This is a genomic window from Actinoplanes sp. NPDC051861, from assembly GCF_040681145.1.
Classification (GTDB): Bacteria; Actinomycetota; Actinomycetes; order Mycobacteriales; family Micromonosporaceae; genus Actinoplanes.
Map to the genome: position 1 here is coordinate 234641 of NZ_JBFAYE010000014.1, position 14793 is coordinate 249433.

Genomic DNA, 14793 nt, shown 5'->3' on the forward strand with positions numbered 1-14793 from the left:
GGAGGAAGACCAAAGTGCCCGAATCCATTCCCCTCACCGGAAGCGCTCCGGTGTCCACCGCGCTGGCCGCCGACCGGCTCAGCGCGTTCGAGATCGGCGCGGCGATCGCCTCCAGCGTCGCCCCGTTGACCGTCACCGCGGTCATCGTGGCCGTCGCCACCGCAACCACCGGCCTGACCGGCTTCCCCATCGCGATCATCCTCATCAGCGCACTCCTGATGATCTTCGCCGTCGGCTACCTCGCGATGGCCCGGCACATCCCCAACGCCGGCGCCTTCTACGCCTACATCGCCCACGGCATCGGCCGCCAACCCGGCGTCGGCGCCGCCTGGGTCGCCCTGCTCACCTACAACTGCTTCCAACTGTGCTGCTACGGCGCCATCGGCGCCATCGCCAGCCCGCTGCTCACCGACTGGATCGGCTTCACTATCCCCTGGTACCTCCCCGCCTTGATCGCCTGGCTCCTGGTAGCCGTGCTCGGCGCGAAAGAGATCAAACTGTCCGGGCTGGTCCTGATGATCCTGGTCGCCGCCGAGACCGTCCTGGTCGTGCTGTACAGCATCGCCATCGCGTTCGGCCCCGGATTCACCTGGAACGGGACAGCACTGGACATCGGCGGCCTGTCCGGGCCGACGCTCGGCGTATTCATCGTCCTCGGCGCCACCAGCTTCGCCGGCGTGGAGCAGTCCGTGGTCTACATCGAAGAAGCCCGAAACCGGCTGCGCACCATCCCCAAAGCCACCTACCTCACCATCGCCACCATCGCCGCCGTGTACTTCCTCAGCTCCTGGGTACAGATCTCCGCCCCCGGACCGCACATCCTCGACCGCGCCGCCGCTGAAGGCCCCGACCTGTTCTTCAACGAAGCCGCCGTCGTGCTCGGCCAGGCCGCCGTGACCGTCGGCAGAATCTTCCTCGTCACCGGCCTGATCGCCGCCGCCCTGGCCTTCCACAACGCGATCACCCGCTACACCTACTCCCTCGGCCGCGAAGGCGTGCTACCGCGACGCTTCGGCATCACCACCCTCGGCGGCGCCCCCCGCAACGCCTCACTGGCCCAGACCGCCCTCGCGTTCATCGTCCTCGTCGTGTACGCGGTCCTCGACCTGGACCCGCTCGTGCAGCTGTTCTACTGGGGCTCCACCACCGGCGGCCTCGGCGTGCTGCTGCTCTACACCGCCACCAGCATCTCCGTCATCGGCTTCTTCGCCCGCGACACCCACGGCGAAAACCTGTGGCGGCGCCTGCTCGCCCCACTGATCGCAACCGGGACCCTGCTGTGGGTCTCCTACCTCGCCGTAACCAACCTCGCCGCCCTCTACGGCGTCACCCCGGGCACCGGACCCGCCATCGTCGGCCCCATCGCCATCGCGGTCGTCTTCACCGGCGGCATCATCTGGGCCCCGGTCCTCAAGACCACCAAACCCGACATCTACCAGGGCATCGGACGCGGCACCACCAGCAACACCACCGGCCTGGCCACCGTCCTCTAACCCCGCCCGAAAGGACCTTCACCAATGGGTACCGCAACCAATACCGTGCCCGAACTGCGGATCGCCGGGCCAGACGACATCGACACCATCGCCGACATAGTCGCCGCCTCCTTCCAACACATGTCCGTCATCCGCTGGCTCGTCCCCAACGATCAGCGCCGCATGCCGGTAACCCGAGCCTGGTACCGACTCCACATCGAACACGCCCTCACCGGCGCCGGACAGGTCATCATGACCAGCGACAACACCGCAACCGCAGTCTGGTTCGACCGCACCAAGCCGTTCCACGAACCCGACGACTACGCCAATCACCTCGCCGAACTGGCCGGCGACGACCTTCCCCGATTCGAGCACCTCGACGCACAAATGGACGCCCACCACCCCGGCGCAGCCCACCGGCACCTGCTGTTCCTCGCCGCACTCCCCAACACATGGGGGCAAGGATCCGGCAGCCTGCTGATGAACCACACCCACCACGAACTCGACACCGACGATGTGCCCGCCTACCTGGAAGCCACCAGCGAACACAACCGGCGGCTCTACCGACGACACGGCTACACCGACATGACCCCACCGGTCATCCCGATCAGCGACGGCATCGAGCTCTACCGCATGTGGCGGCAACCCGGAACCGGACCGGCATAACCACCACCGCCCACTCAACCTGTTCCAAAGGGCCAGCAAAGCCCCCGACAATGAGGCCCGGCGTGCACGGACCGGCCGCGACCGCACGCCGGCAGATCCAGCTCCGGCATGGCGTCCAGCAGATGCAGTCGGTCGTCATCAGCGAGGTTCCGCTGGTCGAATTGCCTGGCCCACCCGGGAATCTGAAGAATTGCAGCGGCAGCCTTGCTCGTTTGCATCAGGCGCACGCGGTGAGGGAATCGGTCGGAGGGTATACGGGCGAGGAGATTGGCAGCCACCTCGGTGGGCATCTCGTCGAGCGTGGCGGCCGCCGGTTCCGGGGCCAGGCTGCTGAGGATCAGGGCGGCGTTGGCCTCATTCATCGCGGCCAGTACCGCGGAAGCCCGGCCGGCCGGGACTCGGCTCAGGCAGGCTGCGGCTGGTTCTGCCGACATCTGCGCCAAGGGGTCGACCACCTCGTCCAGCGGCTCGGCCATGACGAGCCTGGCCGCCATGTCGGCGTTCACCAGCGGAATTCGAGCCGCGTGGCCTGCGCTGCTGCCAGCCGTGGGTGAGGCCGGGGGTGAAGGCCGAGTGGGCCGTCCCGGTAGATTTTTCCGGTCCACTTCGGCGCGCACCCACGCGCGGTCCCAGGCGGCCGGATCGGCCTTGGGGTCGAGGCATCGGACCAGTGCTCGAACATTGTCCCGGCTCGGCCCTCGCTGCTCAACGGGCGGCCCAACGTCCGCGCATCGCTCGGCGTACTACTCGATAGGCTCCGCTCGACGGGCGATCTGAGCCCCACCGAGTACAACCAGTTGGCCGGGCTTCAATACGCAACGCGCATCGCCGATCGGTAGAGAGGAACCCGACGTGTCAGAGGAGGCCGAGGCGATCGCCGCATTCGGGTACGAGCTAGGGCTGCTCAAGCGTGTACGCCGCACCGGCTGGTGGCACGCTGGCGTCCGCGACCCCGAGTCAGTTGCCGAGCACACGATGCGGACCGCCCAACTCGCTGCCCTCATCGCCGCTGAGGAGGGAGCCGACCCTGCCCGTGCAGCGTTCCTCGCCCTATGGCACGACACTCAGGAAACCCGAACCGGTGACCTGCCCCATACGGCCAACGCCTATCTGGCGAAGCCGGACCCAACTCGTATCACCAAAGATCAAACAGAACGACTTCCCGAGACAGCCCGCGAAGCCATCCGGTCTGCCGTCGACGAATACGAGGCCCGCCGAACCCTCGAAGCGGTGTGCGCGAAGGACGCCGACAAGCTGGAAATGCTGCTGCAAGCCGTAGAGTACCGGGATATCGGGGTCCAGCGAGTCGACGGCTGGATCGAATCGGCGCAGAAAGATCTAAAGACCGAAACCGGTCGTCGAGTCGCCGAAGCGGCTCTTGCGCTGTCGCCGCTCTCCTGGCGCGACCGCTAGCAGCGTCCCATCGCCGTCGGCAAGAGTGGTGATCTAATGCGGCCCCGCTGAACATTGTTCACCGGATTTCGGTATTCGAGGCTTAGACGGCCGCTCAATGATGCTCACCTTCGCCGACCAGAATTTCCAGGGCGTGGCTGACGTCGGGGGCGGTTGAGGGTTTCTGGATGTAGAACTTCTTGGTGATGCTTTCGTCGACGTGGCCGAGTTGGGCGGCGGCTTCGGTGACTAGGCCTTGTCCGCTCAGTACGGTGGCGACGGTCTTGCGGAAGACGTGGGGACTCACCCATTTCAGATCGGTCTGGCGTTGCAGGGCGCAGCGTAATGAGCGGCGCATGTTGTCCGGTTGAACGAAGGTGCCGGTGCGGCTGGCGAAGAGGGGGTCGTTCCGGTGATGGGGTTCCTCGGTTCGGCGGCGGCGGAGCATGGCCAGGGCGAAGGGCGGCAGGTGGATCGTGCGTTGTCCGGCGCGGGTTTTGGGGAAGTCTTGTCGTTCCCAGCCGGTGCCTTTGAGGAAGACCATGGTGCCGGCGACGGTGAGGGTTCCGGCGTGCGGGTCGATGTCCTGCCAGCGCAGGGCGCATGCTTCGCCGATTCGGCAGCCGGTGGCCAGGAGTAGGTCGAACAGGTCGGTGCAGGCGCGGCTTTTCTTGGGCCCGACGGCTTTGGTGGTGCGCCACAGGTGCAGGGCGTGGCGTACTCGTTCGATCTCGTCGAGGGTCATGGCCTGGACGATCTTGCGTGGTTTCGGCAGGCGGCCGACGTCGCGGACCGGGTTGGCGGGTAGCGCGCCGTGGCGGACGGCCAGGCTGAACATCTGCAACAGGGTGCTTTTGCAGCGCTGCGCCCCCGAAGGGTGGGTTCGGGCGAGGGTTTTGAGGTAGCGGTCGAGCGCACCAACGGTCGCTTGCCGGATGGTCATGTCCCCGATGCCCGGCAGGATCCAGTAGTGCAGGTTGTTGGCGTAGTGGTCGACGGTCTGTCGCTTGATCCGGTTTTCGATGAGGATCTCGTCGATCCAGGCGTCGGCGAGTTGTTCGACGGTCATGTCCGGAGTGACATCGCCGCTGGCGTCGCGCGGTGCTGCTCGTAGGTGGTCGAAATGTTCGTGTTCGCCGCGTAGCGCGTTGCACAACACTTTGTGGGCGCCTCTGAGAAGGCGTCGCTGCTCGTCGGTGAAACCGTGGGCGCGCCCGGCGAGGGTGATACTGGCTTTGAGTATGTGCATGTGAGCAGGGCTTAAATTCACGAGTGTCATCCGGCAAGCTAACCGCCCGCGAGCAGGGCAAGTATCCCGCTCCGGGAGATGACCAACGTTCAAGGTGGCACCCAACTGGGTGTCGCCGTCTGAGGGCCCGGCGTAGGCGAACGAATCGGGGTGGGCGCGAATCGGATCGTGTCAGCCGTGATTGGTTGTGGTGGTTTTAGGCCGCTTCGCGGGGGATGAGATTAGCGGCTGCGTCGGCGTTCGGCCGCCGGAGTTCGAGGATGACGGAGGTGTAGGTGTCGGAGGTGAGGCCGATGGTGGAGTGACCGAGGACTTCCTGGATCTCTTTCATGTCGGCGCCGCCGTGGCGGAGGTAGGTGGCGGCGCAGTGGCGGAGGTCGTGCAGTCGTACGGGTGGGAGGCCGCTTCGGGTGACGAGGTGGTCGAAGCGGTCGCTGATGGCTTGTGGGTGCCAGGGTTGTCCGTCGGGGCGTACGAAGAACAGGCCGGTGTTCGGCCAGGTGTCGCCGCTGACTTGCTGCCATCGGTTGCGCATGTCGAGGTAGGCGGTGAGGCCGGCGACGGTGGTGGGGCCGAGGGGGACGATCCGGTCTCCGGCGTCGCTTTTCACCTTGCGGGTAACCGGTTCGTAGCCGACGGTGGTGATCTGTTGGACGATGCTGAGGTAGGCCTCGGTGAGGTCGACGTCGTGATCGCGGAGGCCGACGGCTTCGCCGCGTCGCAGGCCGCGGTGCAGGATCAGTTCGAACATCGGGTAGAGCACGGCGTCGTGGCGTTGTGCGTAGTCGAGGAACTGTCCGGCTTGCTCGGGTCGCCACACCATGACCGGGCTGGGCCGTTCACCAGTGGTCTTCCAGAGTTCGATCGCTTTGGGTGTCCAGACGCGTGCCTTCGGTCGGGCGCCGGCTTCGAGTTCGATGCCGAGGGCGGGGTTGGTGGGGATGAGGCGGGCCCGGCGGACGGCGTCGTTGAGTGCCACCCGCAGGGTGGCGAACAGTCGGCGCATGCTGGCGGCTTCCATCGGCCGGATGCCACGGTACTTCTGGCGTTCGACGGGGTCGGTGCTGGTTCGTGCGGTCCGGATCTGTTCGTTTCGGGCGTCGAGCGCGGTGAACATGAGCTGGATGTGGCTGGTTCGCAGGCTCTGCAGCGGGATCTCGCCGAGGTGCGGGATGAGGTAGGAGCGGATGTGGTCGCCGTACCCGCGGATCGTCTTGGGGGAGAGGCCTCGTCGTCCGGCCAGCCAGTCGGTGAGGTAGTCGCCGGTGGTGGTCGGCACGCTGGCGGGGACACCGGCGCGGACGCGGGTGGCGACGGTGTCACGGTCGGGCAGGGGGACGCCGTTCTTGCACGCTTGGAGAAGGTCGCCGATCTGTACGGCGAGGCCGCTGTCGTCGCCGGCGAGAGCGAGTAGCGAGCGGGCGTGGTCGAGTTCGGTGCGTGTGGCGTCGCGGTCGTCGAAGCCGCTGCGGCGCATGACTCGTCGGTTGCGGCCGGGGCCGGCGGGCAGCTCGAGCTGGTAGCCCCAGGTGCCGTGGGTGGTGCTCCAGGAGCCGCCGGGGCGTCGTAGTTTCTGGCATCCGCTGTTGAGTCGTTTGCCGGTGTCCGGGTCTTTGCAGCAGCATCGTTTGGTGATGGATCCTTCGCTGGTCACGGTTCTCCCCGCTCGTCGTGGTCGGACGGTCTGATTCCGTCGTGGTGATCCACGCTTCGCTTGGCCGATGAGGTCAAGTCGGAGCTGGTGGGCAGGCCGAGGGCGGTGAGGATCCCGGGGATCGGTACGCGGTAGCGGGTGCCGGCGCGGATGACCGGTGCCGGGAACTGGTCGGTGCGGGCGAGGTCGTAGGCCAGGGAACGGCCGAGGCCGAAGATCCGGGCGGCGGTGGGCAGGTCGGTGACGGCACCGAGGGCGCGGATGCGGTCCTCGGTCCATACCTCGTCGCGGTGACCGGTGGAGGCGTTGTGGCTGGGAAGGGCGTTCACGATGAGAGTGCTCCTGTCGCAAGAGACGGCCGATCGAGGGGCGCGTCCCTTCCGCTGCAGGGCGGCCGGGACGCGCGTGCACCCTCAAACCGGCTCCTGTCAGCTCCGGCGAACACTTCCCGGTCTAACAGGTTTCTGACAGCGCCTCCCACGAATCTGACAGTGCGGATCAGGGCCTTGATCACCGCTGACGGCAGGTCGACGCCGAGGATCTGACAGCGTCCGCACACCGGGCTTCGTCGACGGTGCTGTCAGACGGTTGCGCACAACCGATGTCAGCGCGGCGAGCGTAATGAGACATCGTGCCGGAACGAGACGGGATAGCCGCTGACCTGCACTGTCAGAGATCCATGCTGGCCTGTCAGAAACCTGTTAGACCGGGAAGTGTTCGCCAGGGCTGACAAACCGCGTTTTGAACAGCGAAGCCGCCGGCATCCCGCCGTTCGCCGTTGCCGATCCCCGCCGACGCGGACGCCCGTTCGGGGACGACACCCGCGCGCCGACTCACGGCCGACCGCTTCCCAGCGCCCGGTCGGGAAGCACCGCGGCCGCCGCTGAGGACCAGGCCGTGACGGCTCGCCGCCGGGGTGCCGAGTCCGGCCGACCGCCGTCCACGTCGGATTGATCAGCGGTCGCGGTCCCGGCCAGCGCCTCGCCACTTCGCTTGCAAACTCAAAGGGAGAGAACTGTGCCATCCGCAACTTCGGCATCGGCAACGGTTCGAGTGTCAGCGTGGCCGTCAGTCTTGCCGTCAGGGTTGACGTCAGTCTTCAACCGGACCCTCGAACCGACCCCTCCATCTGCCTCACACCGCAGCTCAGGACGGCTGTCACCGCTGGCGACATGTGCACCGACAGACCCTGCAATCATCCGGGTCTCCCCTGGGGCGCGGCATGGATGATCCCGTCCTGCGAGTGCAGTCCCAACTCACCGCCCGCGACCGGATCCTGCTGGGCTGGCTCTACGACCACGGCGTCCTCACCACCTTCCAGGCCGCCCACGCTCTGTTCCCGTCGCTGGACTTCTGCCAGCGCCGCCTCCGTACGCTCTACCAACTGCGGCTGATAGCCCGCTTCCGCCCTCAGCGCGCCGACGGCGGATCCTACCCGTACCACTGGCTCATCGACCAGCTCGGCGCCGAAGTCGTCGCCGCAGCCCGCGACGAACGGCCACCACGCCGCGACCACGCCCGCCTCGAACGCCGCCGCTGGACCTCAACCCGCACACTCGCCCACCGGCTCGGCGTCAACCAGTTCTTCACCGACCTCGCCGGCCACGCCCGTACCCAACCCGGCGCCGAGCTCCAGCAGTGGCTACCCGAAGCCGTCTGCCAACGAGCCGGCACCTTCGTAACCGACGACGACCCGGCACTGCTGCGCGCATACGAACCACCGGTACGCCCAGACGGGTACGGGCTCTGGGTCGAGCACGGCCGCGAGGTGCCGTTCTTCCTCGAGTACGACACTGGCGCCGAACAGCTCAGTGTCTTGACCAACAAGCTCATCGGCTACGCGAGACTCTTCGCCACCCTCGACCGGTCCTGGCCGATCCTGTTCTGGCTGCATTCCGCCACCCGGGAACGCAACCTCCGGCTACGCCTCGCTGAAGTACCCGACCTATTGCGCGTCGCCACTGGCACGCGCGATGACTCAGCCGGTCCAGCCGGCCAGGTCTGGGCCAGCGTGGGATCGAGCGAGCGCTGTCGCCTGTCAGGTCTATGACTAGCGCCGATGGCCACGTCAGGCCTGCGGCACGCCTGGACCACGGCGGCAGCGGCCTGATCCATCAGCCGGGTAGATGATCGCCCTTTGCTCTGACGGTCCAGTGCAGCGAAGGCCACCGCCATCGGGCTGCTGACCTTGGGGTGGCTACCGTCCACGTTGCAGAGAGGGCACGCACTGTTGTCGCAGAATTACTTAGCGTGCACTATTGAGTGATAAGCGTGGATGGCCAGCGAGGGGTGCGCCGTGGTCTACATGCCCATACTCAAAGGCAAGGAAGGCGAGCTCAAAGCCATCGACCATCTGCCGGAAGTGCTGGCAGCGAGGGTGATGCCGATCTTCGAGGTGCCGCCAACCAGTGGGGATCCGATCAAGGATGCCCACAGCTTCGCCGACAGGGCCCGGAACGTAATACCGCGAGGGATGAGCGTGGCGGTCGACGCTCGTTACCTGGATGATCCGGACGGAGGCTGGCGAGGACCGCTGCAGGCCATCGTCGACGATTTCGCCGACTGGTGCGTCCCCATCCGGCCGGTTCTCCACCTGAACGACTCCGAGCGCCGTCTGGCAGAGGCGCGACAGGCTGCGGAGATGCATGATGGGCAGGCTGTCATCCGGCTCGGCGGCGACATCGCCGATCCTGACGAGGATGAAGCCGAAGCGGCGCTGGCTAAGCTCTGCCGGCGGGCTGGGACGACGATCGAGAAGTCTGCACTCGTTCTCGATTTCTTCGACGTTCGCTCAGAACGCGACATCGGCAGAGTCGAAGCGCTGGCGCGAAAGTGCCTGGTCTGGGCGCGGCGCTATCCATGGGAATCCATCACCGTGGCTTCAGGGGCGATGCCGGAGTCGATCAGTGACCTCCCGTACAACATCGCCACCCCCATACCCAGACGCGACCTGGCTCTCTGGAGACGACTCCAAGATCCCGACGTCATCTTCGGGGACTACGGCGTCGCCCACCCGAAGATGACCGTCAAGGGATGGCCTCCACCTCCGAACCTTCGGTACACCGACGAGGACGTGTGGTGGATATACCGATGGGCGCGCGACGGCAACGGCTACAAGAGCATGTACGACCTTTGCGCCTCGCTGGTGGCGGCGGATCACTGGCCGGCAGAAGGCCCCGCGTACTCCTGGGGCGACGCCGAGATCGCTCAACGAGCCGCCGTGCTCGGAGGCCCCGGGAACGCGGCAGGATGGCGAGCCTGGGGCACGGCACACCACCTGACCCACGTGCTGAAGATGCTCGAAGACTCGCACGACGACACCGGCGGCTGACTCCCCGGCTCCCGCTTCGCCGATCGTCATCCCCTCACTGCTGGTCGACGGCCGCCCGGAATCCCGCTTCTGATGTGGCTCGCCACCTGGGCGGCTACCCATGACCTCGACTCCGAGTAATAGCCGGGCAATCCCAGCCCAACATATCGACGGCTTGGATGACGCCATCGGAACTCAACGACGAGTAGATCGACGAGGTCCTCGGGAACGTCAGGCGGAACATGGCGTCCCACCACGGCTTTATCGGTACCGACGATTGCACTGATACCTTCGCCTAGATCACCTAACGAGCGGCGCGGCCCTTCGCGGTCAGGCCCGAGGGTTCAATCGTCGCTCGCAGTCGGGCATGCTTGTCATGAGCAGGCTGAAGACATAGCAGACAGGATGTTGCATGGCGGCGGGGTATAGCGGAGGGCTCGAACTCACCTGGACGAACAAGGACAAAGCGCTCCTGTCAACGGGTGATGGCAAGTACGACTACACATTTGTCGATCGTTCCGACTACCGGGTCTCTGAGGTTCGGCTCCTGCATGAGGTAGATCGTGTCGAAGCGGATTCCCCGGAAGATCGACCTGATGGGTTACCCGCGCCCACGACAGACAACCTCCTCATCACCGGCGACGCTATGCATGCGCTGGACATCCTCACCAAGGTCCCCGAACATGCGGACGTCTATCTCGGCAAGATCAAGTTGGTGTACATCGATCCTCCCTTCAATACAAAGCAGACGTTCACCAATTACGACGACAATATCGAGCACTCGGTCTGGCTCACGATGCTGCGTGATCGGTTGAGGCAGATCAAGCCCCTTCTATCCGACGACGGCTCGGTTTGGGTGCACCTTGACTATGCCGAGGTGCACCGTTGTCGTTCGGTCCTGGACGAGGAACTCGGCGCCGAGAACTTCGTTGCGGAGGTCGTGTGGCAGAAGGCCACGTCGCCAAGAAATGACACAACCGGCTTCTCGGTCTCGCATGACAGCGTGTTGGTGTACCGCAAAAGCGATCGCTGGACGCCGAACCGAATGAAACGCCTATCAGCGTCGAACACGTCCCGATACCGCTCCCGTGACGGCGACCCTGTGCCATGGCGTGACGGCGACGCGACCGCAGGGAAGGCCGCCACTAACCACCCGATGGTTTACGCCATCCAGCATCCGGTCACCGGCGGGCTGATGTACCCCACTCCTGGACGGTGCTGGGGTAAGGCCCAGTCCTGGTTTCTCGAGCAGATGAACGAGTACGCCAAGTACGAACTACGCGACATCAAGGACGAGGAGAAACGGGCCGTCATCTGCGGCACCACCGTCGAACAGGTGAAGCCAGGCGTGCCGGCCATCATGCTTGCGGAGCCGTTGGAGGATGCAGCCGAATCCGCCCGTACTCGGCACGAAGCTGGCCTTTGGCCAGATTTGGTTTTCCTTGACCTCAAGAAGGAAAAGATCCAGCGCAAGAAGCATCTGGCTGATGAGGGACGCGTTCCGGAGACATTGTGGTTTGCGTCGGACGTCGGTGGATCGCTGCGCGGCAAGAATCAGCTTCGCGATCTGTTCCCGGATCTCCACGCCTTCGCGACCCCGAAACCGGAGGAACTACTCCAGCGGGTTATCCACATTGGCTCGAACCCCGGTGACGTCGTGCTCGACTGTTACGGCGGCTCAGGCACGACCGCGGCGGTGGCGCACAAGATGGGACGCCGCTGGGTAACGGTCGAGCTGCTCCCAAAGACGGTCGACACCTACACCAAGCCCCGGCTGGCTCGGGTGGTGATGGGCGAGGAGCACGGCGGTATTACTACATCGACGGACCGTGTCGCAGACGTGGACCTTCCGGATGAGATGACAGCCGAAGAAGCACAAGAGTTCAACCGGCTTCTGAACAAGGTTCTGAAGGGTGTCGACATCGATAGGAAGACGCTGAATGCGGTAAGGACCGTTACGAAGACTAGGAACCAGACCGTAACTCTCTGGCACGGTGGTGGCGGATTCTCGCACCTTGAGATCGGCCCGTCGATGTTCGAGAGTATTGCCGACGTCATCGTGCTCGCCGAGTGGGCTACCCAAGGGGACCTGGCGCAAGCGATGTGCGCTCAGCTCGGCGTTCGCTACCAGCCTGACGGAATTTTTGCCGCCAAGCGTGGTCAGGTGCGTTACGTGATTCTGGACGGCTTGGTTGGGCCTGGCACTGTAGCGGCGATTCTTGATCAACTCCCTGAGAGCCAGATCGTTGAGGTTTGGGCCACCCAGATCGAGCCAGATGCGGAAGAGACGCTTCGCAAGGCACGCAAGGGATCACGGCTGACGAAGATTCCGGAGGCCGTGCTCGACACGTACCGGCGGCGGGCTGCCAAATCTTCTCCGTTTAAGCGCCGGGATCAGGAACTGGAGGGGACTGAGTCGTGAGCAGCGTTCACATTAATGATGATCACCTCTCCGAGATTGCACACCGACTCGAACTGCGCGAGCCCAATCGCGCGGCGATCGAGAGCGTTGCAGCGATGACCTCGATGCATTACGACGTCGATGCGAAGTCCGCTCCGTTCGATTGCGTCGTCGACTCGGCCACCGGAGTGGGCAAGACCTATGTCATGGCCGGCCTGATCGACTACTTCGCCGGGCTTGAGTCGCCTGCTCGGAACTTTCTACTCCTGGCTCCCGGCCGCACAATTCGGGACAAGAGCATCAAAAATTTCAGTCCGGGCCACCGCAAGTCACTGACCGGAGCAATGGCATCCGAGCCGTTCGTAATCACCGCCGACAACTTTCAGAGCCCGTCGACACGCAAGGTGATGGAAGACGGCAGCCGAACCAAACTGTTCATCTTCACGGTCCAGGCCCTCACATCGAAGACGGGTGAGGGGCGGGCCACCCACCAGTACCAAGAGTGGCTCGGTGGATCCCTGTTCGACTGGCTCAGCGGCCTCGAGGACCTGGTCATCCTCGCCGACGAGCATCACTGTTACCGCGGCCCGGCGTTCTCGAAAACCATCACTGATCTTCTGCCCGAGCTCGTCGTCGGCCTTACAGCGACTCCTGCGAAGGCGGATGAAAATCTCGTCGTCTACCGCTACCCTTTGGCCCGCGCAATAAAGGACCAGCTCGTCAAGACACCGGTTCTGGTTGCGCGCAGGGACGACCGCACCGACGACCACACCAAGCTTCTCGATGGGGTTACTCTGCTCCGCTACAAGGAGCGCCTCGCGCATGCACGGTGCGATGAAGAAGGTGTACCCCGCATCAACCCGGTGATGCTGGTTATCGCCCAAGACACGGCCGAGGCCGACCGCTACCAGGAGATGTTCGACAGCGAGTCGTTCGACAACGGTGCGTGGATCGGCCGGACACTGCTCGTCCACTCGAACCTGAAGGGTGACGAGAAGGAAGAGGCCCTGGCTGCGCTGGAAGAAGTTGAATCCCCGCAGTCACCCGTGCGCATCATCATCAGCGTCGGGATGCTTAAGGAAGGCTGGGACGTCAAAAACGTCTACGTCATCGCCTCCATGCGCGCCAGCGTTTCATCAGTATTGACCGAGCAGACCCTTGGGCGGGGTATGCGTCTTCCGTTCGGAAAATACACCGGCGTAGAGATGCTCGACACCGTCGAGGTGCTCGCTCACGAACGATACGAGGCTCTGCTCGCCAAACGACAAGTGCTAAATGAGAAATTCATCGACCACGCCGTACTAGCTGAGATTCGCCGCACCGCTGACGGTCAGCTTGTCGCCCGAAAAAAGGTCATCGACGAGGAACGAGAAGTCCTCCCCTCAGGTGACGGCGAAGCCATCGACACAACGCCATTCACTGGGCAGCACGGTGATTCAGCTTCCGGATCGCCCTCGATGGAGCCGGCCCCCGCGGGCGGCATCGCGGACTTCGAGGACGTGCTTGAAAGGGCCAAAGAAGCAGCGGATGAGACTGGGGCCAAGATACGGAAGCACTACCCCCTCCCAGGTCGCGCCGAAATCGTGATTCCGTACACTCAGAAAGTTGCCTCGAAGGCGATAGTTTCCCTCAATCAGATCCACGATGACACCCCTTTTACGGCCCTCGGCAAGGCACTCGCGACCGAGGCTGACACTGAACTACGCCGGACACTGCTGCGACCGGACGAAGGCGGCACCGTCCGCGGCGTACAAGCCGACTCGAAGGTCGAGTCGCTGGCTCTCGATATTCCCCTCGAAATTTCACGCGCCGGCCTCGTCAAAGCCATCATGCGTGCTCCTAGCGTTCGGCCAGAAGCAGGCGAGGCGCGTGCGGCACAGCGCCTAGCCGATCTGCTTATTGACGGCATGGGGACCGATGCTCAAAAGCATCTGTCCGCGTTCTGGGAGCGGGCGGCCCGGAGGCTCACCAACCTCGTCATGGAACATCTGAGGAAGGCTGCCAGCCAAGACGTTGTCTTCTCCGATGAAGTGAAGTTCCATAAGCTTCAGAAGGAGCGCCAGACTACCAAGGAACATCTTGCCGGGCATTCCGAGCCGCATTCGAAGGCTATGGCCTACGGCGGCTGGGACAAGTGCCTCTACGAATACGCCTGGTTCGACACGTCACCTGAATACAAGGCCGCACAGGCGCTTGACGGAGCTCCCACCGTAATCGTGTGGGCGCGGCTGCACATCAATGACCTTCCGATTACCTGGACGCAGGAGGGACGCGAATACAACCCTGACCTCGTCGCCATCGAGGAGGTCGATGGGGAGCGAACCTGCTGGCTCATCGAGACCAAGATGAACAAGGAAGCCAACGCAGAAGACGTCCGTGCTAAAGCTAGGGCAGCAAAAACCTGGGCCAACACAGTCAACAACAGCGGCAAGGTCGACGGTAGGTGGCACTACCTGCTTCTGACCGAAGACGATGTCCACGACGCCGGACTCGACTGGAACCAAATGAAGGCTTTCGGCTCCCGGTGAATTGACCAGATCGGCGCTCCCTCGATGGTGGGCTGTTGGCCTTTTAGGTCTTGGTCCGCTGGAGGGAGATCTGGTGATGCATGCGGAGGGCCCGACACTCCATTGGTACGTCGGGCCCTTC

11 protein-coding genes are annotated in these 14793 nt (G+C 64.3%); 7 read left to right on the top strand and 4 right to left on the bottom strand.

Annotated features, from left to right (window positions below; all coding sequences use genetic code 11):
- Nucleotides 1-14: 14 nt before the first annotated feature.
- Together AB0M02_RS31105 and AB0M02_RS31110 are read left to right on the top strand one after the other, a co-directional pair.
- Nucleotides 15-1493, top strand: a complete 1479-nt coding sequence (locus AB0M02_RS31105) for an APC family permease (protein ID WP_364233205.1) — start codon at nucleotides 15-17, stop codon at nucleotides 1491-1493.
- A gap of 24 nt (nucleotides 1494-1517) precedes the next feature.
- On the top strand, nucleotides 1518-2138 hold the full coding sequence (locus AB0M02_RS31110) for a GNAT family N-acetyltransferase (RefSeq protein ID WP_364233207.1): 621 nt from the start codon (nucleotides 1518-1520) through the stop codon (nucleotides 2136-2138).
- A gap of 14 nt (nucleotides 2139-2152) precedes the next feature.
- On the opposite strand, the gene AB0M02_RS31115 is transcribed toward AB0M02_RS31110, so the two are convergent.
- Nucleotides 2153-2644, bottom strand: coding sequence for a hypothetical protein (locus AB0M02_RS31115; RefSeq protein WP_364233209.1), 492 nt, complete (start codon nucleotides 2642-2644; stop codon nucleotides 2153-2155).
- A 346-nt stretch (nucleotides 2645-2990) separates the two neighbouring features.
- Here AB0M02_RS31115 and AB0M02_RS31120 point away from each other — a divergent pair, with 346 nt between their 5' ends.
- Nucleotides 2991-3551: an HD domain-containing protein gene (locus AB0M02_RS31120; protein ID WP_364233211.1), complete on the top strand. Its 561-nt coding sequence runs from the start codon at nucleotides 2991-2993 to the stop codon at nucleotides 3549-3551.
- 94 nt (nucleotides 3552-3645) lie between these two features.
- Here AB0M02_RS31120 and AB0M02_RS31125 read toward each other — a convergent pair whose 3' ends face one another.
- The 3 genes from AB0M02_RS31125 to AB0M02_RS31135 form a co-directional block, all read right to left on the bottom strand.
- Complete coding sequence (locus AB0M02_RS31125) at nucleotides 3646-4809, bottom strand: site-specific integrase (protein ID WP_364233213.1); 1164 nt, start codon at nucleotides 4807-4809, stop codon at nucleotides 3646-3648.
- Between the two features lie 166 nt (nucleotides 4810-4975).
- Nucleotides 4976-6433, bottom strand: coding sequence for a tyrosine-type recombinase/integrase (locus tag AB0M02_RS31130; protein ID WP_364233216.1), 1458 nt, complete (start codon nucleotides 6431-6433; stop codon nucleotides 4976-4978).
- The gene (locus AB0M02_RS31135) at nucleotides 6430-6762 is read right to left on the bottom strand and encodes a hypothetical protein (RefSeq protein WP_364233218.1); all 333 of its coding nucleotides are present in this window, start codon (nucleotides 6760-6762) and stop codon (nucleotides 6430-6432) included. The genes AB0M02_RS31130 and AB0M02_RS31135 overlap by 4 nt, the downstream gene beginning before the upstream one ends.
- 893 nt (nucleotides 6763-7655) lie before the next feature.
- On the opposite strand from AB0M02_RS31135, the gene AB0M02_RS31140 reads away from it, so the two are divergent.
- The 4 genes from AB0M02_RS31140 (at nucleotide 7656) to AB0M02_RS31155 (ending at nucleotide 14672) form a co-directional block, all read left to right on the top strand.
- Nucleotides 7656-8483, top strand: coding sequence for a replication-relaxation family protein (locus tag AB0M02_RS31140; RefSeq protein ID WP_364233221.1), 828 nt, complete (start codon nucleotides 7656-7658; stop codon nucleotides 8481-8483).
- 225 nt (nucleotides 8484-8708) lie between these two features.
- Nucleotides 8709-9764: a beta family protein gene (locus tag AB0M02_RS31145; protein ID WP_364233224.1), complete on the top strand. Its 1056-nt coding sequence runs from the start codon at nucleotides 8709-8711 to the stop codon at nucleotides 9762-9764.
- Between the two features lie 391 nt (nucleotides 9765-10155).
- A complete protein-coding gene (locus AB0M02_RS31150; RefSeq protein ID WP_364233226.1) occupies nucleotides 10156-12165 on the top strand; it encodes a site-specific DNA-methyltransferase in 2010 nt (669 codons plus the stop codon).
- Nucleotides 12162-14672: a DEAD/DEAH box helicase family protein gene (locus AB0M02_RS31155; protein ID WP_364233229.1), complete on the top strand. Its 2511-nt coding sequence runs from the start codon at nucleotides 12162-12164 to the stop codon at nucleotides 14670-14672. The genes AB0M02_RS31150 and AB0M02_RS31155 overlap by 4 nt, the downstream gene beginning before the upstream one ends.
- The last annotated feature ends 121 nt before the right edge of the window (nucleotides 14673-14793 follow it).

What these genes read in the sequence shown, in the direction of transcription:
- AB0M02_RS31110 (WP_364233207.1), top strand. Translation starts at nt 1,518, where the DNA reads ATGGGTACCGCAACCAATACCGTGCCCGAACTGCGGATCGCCGGGCCA.
- AB0M02_RS31125 (WP_364233213.1), bottom strand. Translation starts at nt 4,809, where the DNA reads ATGACACTCGTGAATTTAAGCCCTGCTCACATGCACATACTCAAAGCC.
- AB0M02_RS31140 (WP_364233221.1), top strand. Translation starts at nt 7,656, where the DNA reads ATGGATGATCCCGTCCTGCGAGTGCAGTCCCAACTCACCGCCCGCGAC.
- AB0M02_RS31145 (WP_364233224.1), top strand. Translation starts at nt 8,709, where the DNA reads ATGGCCAGCGAGGGGTGCGCCGTGGTCTACATGCCCATACTCAAAGGC.
- AB0M02_RS31150 (WP_364233226.1), top strand. Translation starts at nt 10,156, where the DNA reads ATGGCGGCGGGGTATAGCGGAGGGCTCGAACTCACCTGGACGAACAAG.